The sequence below is a fragment of the Streptomyces sp. 8L genome, from assembly GCF_020176795.1.
Classification (GTDB): domain Bacteria; phylum Actinomycetota; class Actinomycetes; order Streptomycetales; family Streptomycetaceae; genus Streptomyces.
On record NZ_JAIUKE010000439.1, the window covers coordinates 1 to 10,371 of the forward strand.

A 10,371-nucleotide genomic window follows, 5' to 3' on the forward strand; every position below is an offset into this window, starting at 1 on the left:
GGGTGGGCCCGGCAGTGGGGGTTCGGCGTCGAGGGCGGCCTGCTCGACCGGGGGCGCACGCCGAGGCGGCCGACCCTGGTGCGGGAGTGCACGGGGGACCTCGCGGGGCAGCGTCTGAGCGCGGGCGAGTGGGCGGCACGGCTCGGGGCGGACGGCTTCCGGGTCGCGCGGACCCGGATCGAGGCCGCGACCTGGAACGACGGCGTGCCGGTGACCGACGCGGAGGCCGCGGTGACGCCGTTCCGCCGGTTCGAGCACCGGGTGGCGGTGCGGCTGCCCCTTCCCTACGACACCCGTCGGCTCTCCGCCGTCGCGGGCCGGCACACGGCCCGCCTGTCACGCCGGGTACGCACGGTGCCCGTGCGCGGTGTGCAGGAGCGGGTGCTCGTGCAGTGTGCGCGGGACGTGGGGCGCCAGGGCGCACGGCTCCGACTTGAGGGGCTGTTGGGCGGCCTCGCCGATGCCGGGCTGCGGGCGGTGGACGTCGAAGAGGCGTACGTGGTCTACGACGACGGCCCCGCGGGCGTCCTCTGAGTCCGGTGCGGGCGCCGGCCGAGAGGCGATCCGGCCGGGAGCGTCCCGGCCGGTTCCGTCGGCCGGGGTCTCGGTGGCCTCGCTCTCACACCACGGCGGCGTGGGACGGGCCGGGGTGACGGCCCGTCGCGTTTTTCCGGCCTGACGTACTGTCAGGCCCTGATCACTGGCTGACTCACTGACTGACTAGTGGCCTGACGTACCGTCAGGCTCCTACCAGCGGGCGTCCGCCCAGTTCGGTGTCGCCGGGCAGCTGGCGCCGGATGCGGCCGAGGGCCTCCTCGAAGTCGCCGCCCGCGATGCCCGACGCGAAGGCGGCGCCGGCCCAGTGCAGTGTGAGGGAGAGTTCCGGGCCCTTGTCACTGAGCGTCAGAAGACAGCTCAGCGTGGCCTGTTGGGTCTTCCCGGGGGCCACCATGGGCAGGGGCATGTCCCACTCCATGACGCACCCGGCGAGTCCCGGTCCGCCGTCCACCGGCTCCAGGGCCGCGAAATCCGCGCCCTCGTACGCGGCTCCCCGGACCTCGGTGCGTATCCGCCCGCCGCCGGAGAGAAATGTGATGGCTTCGGCACCCCTGGGGTCTCTGTACCAACCCGCCCATGTGTCGCTCGACTCCGCTGTCATGGCGCGGACTGTAGCGGTAGGAGATCTTCCCCCGCCGGTCGGGGCACCGAACGACGCCCGGGGGAAGGGGAGTCGGCCGGGCCGGGGCCGCGAGCGACGAAGGCCCGGTGTGGTGCCCGTCAGGGGCACCGCAGGGGCACAACAGGGCCGCGACGGGTGCCCGGGAGGGGCACCGCAGGCGTGCAACGGGTGCACCGCAGGGGCACCGCGGTGGGCCCTCACGGTGCTGTCGAGGGCCCACCCACCGGTGTCGGCACCGGCCATGGCCGCCCTGCCCGATCGATGTCCTGCGCGGCCCTGTGGGCGGCCCCTCAGCGGGTGCGGCGTGTGACGAACTCGGCCAGGGCCAGCAGGTCGCCCGCGGCGGCCAGATCCGGGACGGCGCGGGAGAGTTCGTGCACCGCACGGGACATGCGGTCACCGGCCTGGAGCTGGGCCCACGCGCGCCCGCCTGCGCGCTCGACGGCCGCGGCGGCGCGGCGGACCGCGTCGTCGTCCATCGGATGCCGGTACAACTCCGCCAGCTCCTGGGCGGCTTCGGTGCCGGAGGCGAGAGCGGCGACGACCGGGAGGGACTTCTTGTGGGCTGCCAGGTCCGCGCCCGCGGGTTTGCCGGTCTGCGCGGGGTCGCCCCAGATGCCGATCAGGTCGTCGATCAGCTGGAAGGCGAGGCCGGCCTGCCGGCCGAAGGCGTCGAGCGCCGACACCGCTTCGTCGTCCGCGCCCGCGTACAGAGCGCCGAGCGCGCACGAACTGCCGAGCAGCGCACCGGTCTTGGCGGTCGCCATGACGAGCACCTCGTCCACCGTGACGGCTTCGGGCGCGCGACCCTCGAAGGCGCAGTCGGTCTGCTGGCCCGCGCACAGCTCGATCACGCAGTCCGAGAGGCGTGCCACGGCGGCGGCCGAGGCGGGGTGCCGGTCCTCCGCGAGCACTCTGGCGGCGAGTGACATCATCGCGTCGCCGGTGATGATCGCGTCGGGGACGCCGAAGACCGTCCAGGCGGTGGCGCGGTGGCGGCGGGTCGGGTCCTCGTCGATGACGTCGTCGTGCAGCAGTGTGAAGTTGTGCGTGAGCTCGACCGCGACGGCGGGCCGCACGGCGACGAGCGGGTCGGCGCCGAGCGCGCGGGCGGCGGCGAGGACGAGCGCGGGCCTGATGGCCTTGCCCGCGCCTCCCCGAGCAGGCCGCCCCTGGGCGTCCTGCCATCCGAAGTGGTACTGGGCGACCCCGCGTATGGGCTCGGGCAACGACGCCACGGCGGAGCGCAGTCCGGGGTCGACGATGCCCCGGGCACGCTCAAGGAGCGCCACCGCCTCGTGGCCGCCTGTGGTGGCGTCCGGGCTGGTCGTGGTCATGGTTGCTGCTTCCTGGTGCGTGCGTGCGTGCGGTGCCGTGGCGCCGCGTGCGCGTCGGGCGGTGGCGGTGGGCCGCGTGGAGCGGCCCGGCCGGGCCGCGGAGGCGGCCGGGCTGCGCCGGGGCGGGCCGGCCGCAGGGCGCCTGCGGCGCGGCCGGTCCCGCCCCGTGGCGGTCACCTCACCGCCAGCGGCTCACCTCCACGTTCTCCAGGACGCCGAGGGCGTCGGGCACGAGGACGGCCGCCGAGTAGTAGGCCGTGACGAGGTACGAGATGATCGCCTGCTCGTTGATGCCCATGAAGCGCACCGAGAGGCTCGGCTCGATCTCGTCCGGGATGCCGGCCTGCTGGAGGCCGATGACGCCCTGCTCCTGCTCGCCGGTACGCATGCAGATGATGGACGTCGTCCGCGCGTCCGAGACCGGGATCTTGTTGGACGGGAAGATCGGCACACCGCGCCAGGCGGGCACGTGGTGGCCCGCGACCTCGACGCTCTCCGGCACGAGCCCGCGCCGGTTGCACTCGCGGCCGAACGCGGCGATGGCCTTCGGGTGCGCGAGGAACATCTTCGAGCCGCGCCTGCGGGACAGCAGCTCGTCCATGTCGTCGGGGCTCGGCACACCGTCGTGCGGCTGGAGCCGCTGGCCGTAGTCGCAGTTGTGCAGCAGGCCGAACTCGCGGTTGTTGACCAGCTCGTGCTCCTGCCGCTCGCGCAGCGCCTCGACCGTCAGCCGCAACTGCTGCTCGGTCTGGTTCATCGGCTGGTTGTAGAGGTCGGCGACCCGGCTGTGGACCTTCAGGACGGTCTGCGCGACGCTCAGCTCGTATTCGCGCGGCGCGCCCTCGTAGTCCACGAAGGTGTGCGGCACGACGGCCTCGCCGACATGGCCGGCCGACAGGTCGATCGCGGCCTCGCCGTACGGGTTGGTGCGCTGGTGCGGCAGCGAGATCCGCGTCCGCAGATGGGCGCCGAGGGAGTCGGCGCGCTCCGCGAGGTTCAGCACGTCGCGGCGGGTGAGCACCAGCACCGTGCACGCGGTGGCGGCCCGCGCGGTGTAGTCCCAGGTGGCGCCGCCGTCGAGCAGGGCCTGCTCGCCGAAGTACGCGCCGTCCGCGAGGACTTCGAGGACGGCCTCCTCCCCGTACGGGCCCTCCCCCATCTTCTCGACCCTGCCGTGCGCGAGCAGGAAGACGCGGTCCGCCGCGTCGCCCCGCGTGACCAGCGCCTGGCCGGGCTGGAACTCGTGCTGCTCGCAGCGGTTGGCCAGCTCGGTGAGGGCCTCCTCGTCCTCGTAGTCGCGCAGTGCGGGCAGCTCTCCCAGCTCCGCCGGGATGACCGACACCCGGTCCCCGGTCTGGACGAAGGTGATCCGTCCGTCCCCCACGGCATAGCTCAGGCGGCGGTTGACCCGGTAGGTGCCGCCCTGCACCTGGACCCACGGCAGCATCCGCAGCAGCCACCGGGAGGTGATCTCCTGCATCTGCGGGACCGACTTGGTGGTGGTCGCCAGGTTCCGCGCGGCGGCCGTGCCCAGGCTCTGCTGGGGCGCCGACTGTTCCGTACGGACCTCATCAGCAACCGACATGAAGACTCCCCTTCGATCATGTACCGACCTGCGGGGCAAAGCGTTTCAGCACCGTCGGTGTCCGCACCACTACACAAACGAGTGGGAGTGAACCGTGCGTCGCACGGGAATCGCACCGGCCTCCGCCGCCCGCCCGGCGGTCCCCGCCGCGGTGGGCGGCGCGGAGGCGGGGCCGCGCGCCCCGCGCGCGCCCCGCGCCCCCCCCCCCCCCCCCCCCCCCCCCCCCCCCCCCCCGGCCCCCCCCCGGGGGGGGGGCCCCCGCGGGGGCGGGGCCGCGAGCACCGCGCGCGGCCGGCGTCCGCCCCGGTCCCGCACCCGCGTCCGCCCCGGTCCCGTCGCCGTCCCCGCCCGTCACGGCGCACGCCCCGGGACGGACAATGCCGAGGTGACACCGATCGACCGGTCCGCCCACGGGCCCCACCCGCACGGGCTCAGGCCCCGGCTCCCCTCGCCCCTCCAGCCGGTGGCGAACAGACAGTTCGACGCATCTGGCGTACGCCTTCTGCTCAAGCGCGACGACTTGATCCACTCGGAAGTGCCGGGCAACAAGTGGCGCAAGCTCGTGCCGAACCTGTCCGCGGCCCGTGCCGCGGGCGCGGACACCCTCGTCACCTTCGGCGGCGCGCACTCCAACCACCTGCGCGCCACCGCGGCGGCCGGCCGGCTGCTCGGGCTCGCGACCGTCGGCGTCGTACGCGGCGACGAGCTGGCGGACCGCCCGCTCAACCCCTCGCTCGCCCGCTGCGCCGCGGACGGCATGCGGCTGCGCTTCGTGGACCGCGCCGCCTACCGGCGCAAGGCGGACCCCGGCGTGCTCGCCGCACTCGTCGAGGACGCCCTCACGGGCACCGGGAGCTCCCCCGGCTCGGCCTGGGTGATCCCGGAGGGCGGCAGCAACGCCGAGGCCGTGCGCGGCTGCGCGGACCTCGGGGAGGAGCTGCGCGGAGCCGCCGACGTCGTCGCGGTCGCCTGCGGTACGGGCGGCACGCTCGCCGGCCTCGCCGCGGGCCTCGGCCCGGGCCAGCGGGCGCTCGGCGTCGCGGTCCTGCGGGGCGGCTTCCTCACGGAGGAGGTGCGCGGGCTCCAGCACGCCGCGTTCGGCGGGACACGCGGCGACTGGCGCGTGGACGACCGCTTCCACGGTGGCGGCTTCGGGCGTACCGGCCCCGGTCTCACCGCGTTCGCCGACGGCTTCGAGCGGGAGCACGGGCTCCGCCTGGAGCATATATATGTCGCCAAACTGCTTTATGGACTCACGGCGATGGTGAGCGCGGGCGAGTTCGCGCCGGGCACGACGGTCGCCGCGGTGATCACGGGGCCGGCGGACCCGGCCTGAGCGCGCACCGGCGGGCTCGCCCCGGACCGGCCCCCACGCGCGCGCCGAGCCCGGCAGCCGGCCCGCCGCACGGCCGAGCCCGTCAGCCGGCCCGCCGCACGAGCCGTCCATACAGGCCGCCCGCACAAGGTCCGTACAGGCCGCACCAGCAGCCTGTACAAGCCGTCCGCACCAGCGGTCCGTGCAGGCGGGCGTCCCCGGCCTCAGTCGCCGCCTTCCTCCCGGTACGCCGCCGCCTCCTCCAGGTCGAGCCTGCGCAGCAGGGTGCGCATCATCTCGTCGTCGATGCCGCGCTGGTCGCGGAGCCGGACGAAGACCGACCGCTCCGTCTCGATGACCTCGCGGGAGAGCCTGGAGTACGTGGCGTCGGCCGACTCGCCGGTCGCCTCGTTGACGCCGCCGAGCCGCTCCCACACGGAGTTCCTGCGCCGTTCGAGGACGGTGCGCAGACGGTCGGCGAGCGGCTTGGGCAGCGCGTTGCGCTCGTCCGCAAGCAGCTCGTTCAGGCGCCGCTCCGCGGCCCGCGACGCCTCGTTCTGCGCCTGTGCCTCGGCGAGCGTCTCGGTCTGCACGTCACGCGTGGGCAGCCGCAGCAGGCGGATCAGCGGCGGCAGCGTGAGCCCCTGCACGACGAGCGTGCCGATCACGGTGGTGAAGGTCAGGAACAGCACCAGGTTGCGGCCGGGGAAGGGGCTGCCGTCGTGCGTCGTCTCGGGGATCGAGAAGGCGATCGCCATCGAGACCACGCCGCGCATGCCGGCCCAGCCGACGATCAGCGGCGCCTTCCAGTTGGTGTCGGGCTCCCTGCGTCTGATGCGCTCGGACAGCAGGCGCGGCACGAAGGTCGCCGGATAGACCCAGACGAAGCGCGCGAGGACGACCACGACGAACACGCCGACGGCGAAGAGGCACGCCTCGCCGACGCCGTACTCCCCGAGGCCCCGCAGGACGAACGGCACCTGGAGTCCGATCAGCGCGAACACCGCGGACTCCAGGACGAACGCGATCATCTTCCACACCGCGTGCTCCTGGAGCCGGGTCGCGAAGTCGACCTGGGTGTTGTGGTGTCCCAGGTAGAGCGCGACGACGACGACCGCGAGCACACCGGACGCCTCGAACTGCTCGGCCAGCGCGTACGCGACGAACGGGATGAGCAGCGACAGCGTGTTCTGGAGCAGCGCCTCGCGCAGGTGGGTGCGCAGCCAGTGCAGCGGCACCATCAGCACCAGGCCGACGATCACACCGCCCACGGCCGCGAGCAGGAACTCCCGCAGCCCGCCGCCCCAGCTGGCGCCCGTCCCCACCGCCGCGCCGAGTGCCACCTTGCACGCGGTGATGGCCGTCGCGTCGTTCACCAGCGACTCGCCCTGGAGGATCGTGGTGATCCGGTGCGGGAGCCCCAGCCTGCGGGCGATCGCGGTGGCCGCGACCGCGTCGGGCGGCGCGATCACCGCACCGAGGACGAGTGCGGCGGTCAGCGGCAGGTCGGGGACGAGCAGGTAGGCCAGGTACCCCACCGCGAGCGTCGCGAACAGCACGTAGCCGACGGACAGCAGCGCCACGGGGCGGGCGTTGGCGCGCAGGTCGAGGTACGAGGCGTCGACGGCGGAGGTGTACAGGAGCGGCGGCAGGATCAGCGGCAGCACCACATGCGGGTCGAGGGTGTAGTCCGGAATCCCCGGCACGTACGCGGCGACCAGTCCCGCCGCCACGAGCAGCAGCGGCGCCGGCACGGATGTCCTGCGCGCCGCCCCCGCGATCGCCGCGCTTCCTGCCACGAGCGCGACCAGCGCCAATACGTCCATTCCGGCTCCTCAACACCCGTCGTAACCTGGCCATCATGAGTGAGTGCACCCACCTCGCGGAACTGCCGCGCCCCGAGCCCGCCCCGCTGAGCGACACGTGCCAGGAGTGCCTGGCGGCCGGAAGCCACCCGGTACAGCTGCGGATGTGCCTGGTGTGCGGTCTCGTCGGGTGCTGCGACTCGTCCCCGCACCGGCACGCGACGCGGCACTTCAAGGACACCGGGCACGCGGTGATGCGGTCGATCGAGCCGGGCGAGGGCTGGCGGTGGTGCTATGTCGACGGATCGATCGTCTGACGGCGCCCGCCGGCACACGGCCTCCACGGCCCGTCGCCACGCGGCCCGCCACCTCGCTGCCCCCACGCGTCCTCGCGCGGCGGTGCGCGAACCCCTGAGCCCTCACGGGACCGTACGCGACGCGCCGGACGCCCTCGCTGCCAGGCACGCGGCGGGCCTTCGGGGATCGCCCCGGCGGGACGTCGCGCGGCCCGAAACGATCTCCGGGACCTGGGGCGGTTCGACGGCGTGCGCGGTGGGTACGTCAACGGTCCGCCGGACGTTCCCATTTGAGCGTCGCACACCCCGGACACTTTGCGTACTCAAGGCCCTACCATGAGTGACGCCGGTCGGACGGGGGCCCTGCGACAGGGCACTATGGAGCGCGGTAGCGTCGCCAGTCCAGGCCGGCGCGTACGACCCACGTACCGCGTGGCCCCTGACGCGACTGGCGTCACGGAGCCCCGAAAAGCTTGTGCCACCTTGGAGGTGAGGGTGTCCCAGATCGCAGGCGAGCCCGGGACCCAGGACTTCGTGGAAGTCCGGTTGCCCGCTGCGGGTGCCTACCTGTCCGTGCTGCGTACGGCCACGGCCGGTCTCGCGGCGCGCTTGGACTTCACCCTCGACGAGATCGAGGACCTTCGCATCGCCGTGGACGAGGCGTGCGCGATCCTGCTCCAGCAGGCCGTGCCCGGTTCCGTCCTCAGCTGCGTCTTCCGGCTGATCGACGACTCCCTCGAAGTGACGGTCGCCGCGCCCACCACCGACGGCCGCGCGCCGGAGCGTGACACCTTCGCCTGGACGGTGCTCTCGGCACTGGCCGGCAAGGTCGACTCCTCGGTGGCGGACGACCGTACGGTCTCCATCAGCCTGTACAAACAGCGCGGCGCGGGGCCGGGCCCGGCGTGAGCGACGGGGAGGGGCCGGTGCGTGACGAGGGGCGTGCCGTCGGCGACGGCGCGGGGGGACACGCGGCACGGCCGGGCGAGCGCCCGGGCCCCGCGGGGCGGTCCGTGTCCGTGGGCATACCCGAGCAGCAGGCCCGTCCCCATCCCGAGGACGGATCTGACGGCCGTGGGGCCACGGGGGAGCAGGTGCGGGCAGAGCGGGCGGCCGGGATGAGCGAGAAGCAGGACGAGAACAACGAGAACAACGAGGATCACGAGGACCCGCAGCGCGACGGGAAGGCCGGGCAGTCCCCCAGGACCGGGCGGTCGGAGCCGGCCGCGCAGGCGGGTTCCGACGACGCGGCCGTGGCCGCCGAGGCCGCGGAGCACCTGGAGCACGCGCACCGGGCGGCGGACGCGGCCGATCCGGCCGACGCGCACGACCGCGGGGGCGCGCGGGCGCTCTTCATCGAGTTGCGCGCGCTGCCCGACGGCTCCGCGGAGCGCGCGGATCTGCGCAACCGGCTCGTCCGGATGCACCTGCCGCTGGTGGAGCACCTGGCGCGGCGCTTCCGCAACCGCGGCGAGCCGCTGGACGACCTGACCCAGGTCGCGACCATCGGGCTGATCAAGTCGGTGGACCGGTTCGACCCGGACCGCGGCGTGGAGTTCTCTACGTACGCGACCCCCACCGTCGTCGGCGAGATCAAGCGGCACTTCCGGGACAAGGGCTGGGCGGTGCGGGTGCCGCGCAGGCTCCAGGAGCTGCGGCTCTCGCTGACGACGGCGACGGCGGAGCTGTCGCAGCAGCACGGGCGCTCCCCCACGGTCCACGAGCTGGCGGAGCGGCTGGGGATCTCCGAGGAAGAGGTTCTGGAGGGCCTGGAGTCGGCGAACGCCTACTCCACGCTGTCGCTGGACGTCCCCGACACGGACGACGAGTCACCGGCCGTGGCGGACACGCTCGGCGCGGAGGACGAGGCGCTCGAGGGGGTGGAGTACCGGGAGTCGCTGAAGCCGCTGCTGGAGGATCTGCCGCCGAGAGAGAAGCGGATTCTGCTCCTCCGCTTCTTCGGGAACATGACGCAGTCACAGATCGCGCAGGAGGTCGGCATCTCGCAGATGCACGTGTCGCGGCTGCTGGCGCGGACCTTGGCACAGCTGCGGGAACGCCTGCTGGTCGAGGAGTAGCGGAAGCGGCGCCGGGTACGGCGCGGCAGGACGGCGCGGCTCCCGGCACGGGACCGCGCCGCTCGTCCGTCCGGGCCCGCCCACCGCGACGGGCTGCACCTGTACGGCAGCGCGCCGGTCCGGTGTCACTTGTACGAGGCCACGGGGCGGCACGCGCCCCTGCGGCGTCCCGGGGCCTGCTGTCAGCCCTGTTCGCGGGTGCCCGGCGGGCGGATGCCCAGGGCCCGCGTCGTCGCCGCGCTGATCAGGAGGACCAGGCCGGCGATCGCGACCGCCGCCACCGCGATGCCCGCGGGCACGAGCGAGCCGCCCGAGCTCATCAGGGCGTACGCGACCGGGAGCGCGATGATGTGCGTGATCATGGCGGGGGGGCGGCGCCCCCCCCCCCGGGGGGGGGGCCGGGGCGGGGGGGGGGGCCCGCGGCGGGGGGGGGGGGGGGGGCCCCCCCCCGGCCCGGTTATAGCCCGGCCCCCCCCCCCCCCCGGGGCCCCCCCCCCGCCCCCCCCCCCCCCCGGGGGCCCCCCCCCGGGCCGCGCTTGTCGGGGGGTCCCCTGGGCGGGCCCGCGCCCCCCCCCGCGCCGGGCGAGCAGGCCCCTGGCCGCGGCCAGCGGCAGAATCCCGATGACGATCACGGTCGCGCCGAGCGCCTCGGCCTGGCCGGGGTCGTCCGGCTTCCCGGCGAATCCGGCCACCAGCAGGTAGACGCCGGTGGCGAAGAGTGCCAGCGCGTCCGCCGCGGTGAGGGCCGCCGCCGCAGTCAGTCGGGGCGGCGGCC

10 protein-coding genes are annotated in these 10,371 nt (G+C 74.5%); 5 read left to right on the forward strand and 5 right to left on the reverse strand.

Translation table 11 applies throughout. From position 1 onward, the window contains the following. Positions 1-534, forward strand: a 534-nt coding sequence (locus tag LCE31_RS30195) for a hypothetical protein (RefSeq protein WP_225019943.1), incomplete at its 5' end; no start/stop codon positions are given. Between the two features lie 205 nt (positions 535-739). Here LCE31_RS30195 and LCE31_RS30200 read toward each other — a convergent pair. From LCE31_RS30200 to LCE31_RS30210, 3 genes are all read right to left on the reverse strand, one after another. Next, positions 740-1,159: a DUF6304 family protein gene (locus tag LCE31_RS30200; protein ID WP_225019945.1), complete on the reverse strand. Its 420-nt coding sequence runs from the start codon at positions 1,157-1,159 to the stop codon at positions 740-742. Positions 1,160-1,470: 311 nt separating this feature from the next. After that, positions 1,471-2,517, reverse strand: coding sequence for a family 2 encapsulin nanocompartment cargo protein polyprenyl transferase (locus LCE31_RS30205; RefSeq protein WP_225019947.1), 1,047 nt, complete (start codon positions 2,515-2,517; stop codon positions 1,471-1,473). Positions 2,518-2,695: 178 nt separating this feature from the next. After that, positions 2,696-4,102: a family 2B encapsulin nanocompartment shell protein gene (locus LCE31_RS30210; RefSeq protein ID WP_225019948.1), complete on the reverse strand. Its 1,407-nt coding sequence runs from the start codon at positions 4,100-4,102 to the stop codon at positions 2,696-2,698. Between the two features lie 394 nt (positions 4,103-4,496). Here LCE31_RS30210 and LCE31_RS30215 point away from each other — a divergent pair, with 394 nt between their 5' ends. Beyond that, positions 4,497-5,438, forward strand: a complete 942-nt coding sequence (locus LCE31_RS30215) for a 1-aminocyclopropane-1-carboxylate deaminase/D-cysteine desulfhydrase (protein WP_225019956.1) — start codon at positions 4,497-4,499, stop codon at positions 5,436-5,438. Positions 5,439-5,641: 203 nt separating this feature from the next. On the opposite strand, the gene LCE31_RS30220 is transcribed toward LCE31_RS30215, so the two are convergent. Then, positions 5,642-7,243, reverse strand: a complete 1,602-nt coding sequence (locus LCE31_RS30220) for a Na+/H+ antiporter (RefSeq protein ID WP_225019950.1) — start codon at positions 7,241-7,243, stop codon at positions 5,642-5,644. A 35-nt stretch (positions 7,244-7,278) separates the two neighbouring features. Between LCE31_RS30220 and LCE31_RS30225 the strand changes: the two genes are divergently transcribed. The 3 genes from LCE31_RS30225 (at position 7,279) to LCE31_RS30235 (ending at position 9,596) form a co-directional block, all read left to right on the forward strand. Continuing rightward, a complete protein-coding gene (locus LCE31_RS30225; protein ID WP_225019952.1) occupies positions 7,279-7,539 on the forward strand; it encodes a UBP-type zinc finger domain-containing protein in 261 nt (86 codons plus the stop codon). A 474-nt stretch (positions 7,540-8,013) separates the two neighbouring features. Then, complete coding sequence (locus LCE31_RS30230; protein WP_225019954.1) at positions 8,014-8,427, forward strand: anti-sigma regulatory factor; 414 nt, start codon at positions 8,014-8,016, stop codon at positions 8,425-8,427. Next, on the forward strand, positions 8,424-9,596 hold the full coding sequence (locus tag LCE31_RS30235; RefSeq protein ID WP_374118589.1) for an RNA polymerase sigma factor SigF: 1,173 nt from the start codon (positions 8,424-8,426) through the stop codon (positions 9,594-9,596). The genes LCE31_RS30230 and LCE31_RS30235 overlap by 4 nt, the downstream gene beginning before the upstream one ends. 182 nt (positions 9,597-9,778) lie before the next feature. On the opposite strand, the gene LCE31_RS30240 is transcribed toward LCE31_RS30235, so the two are convergent. Further along, on the reverse strand, positions 9,779-9,958 hold the full coding sequence (locus tag LCE31_RS30240) for a hypothetical protein (protein ID WP_308042329.1): 180 nt from the start codon (positions 9,956-9,958) through the stop codon (positions 9,779-9,781). Positions 9,959-10,371 lie beyond the last annotated feature (413 nt).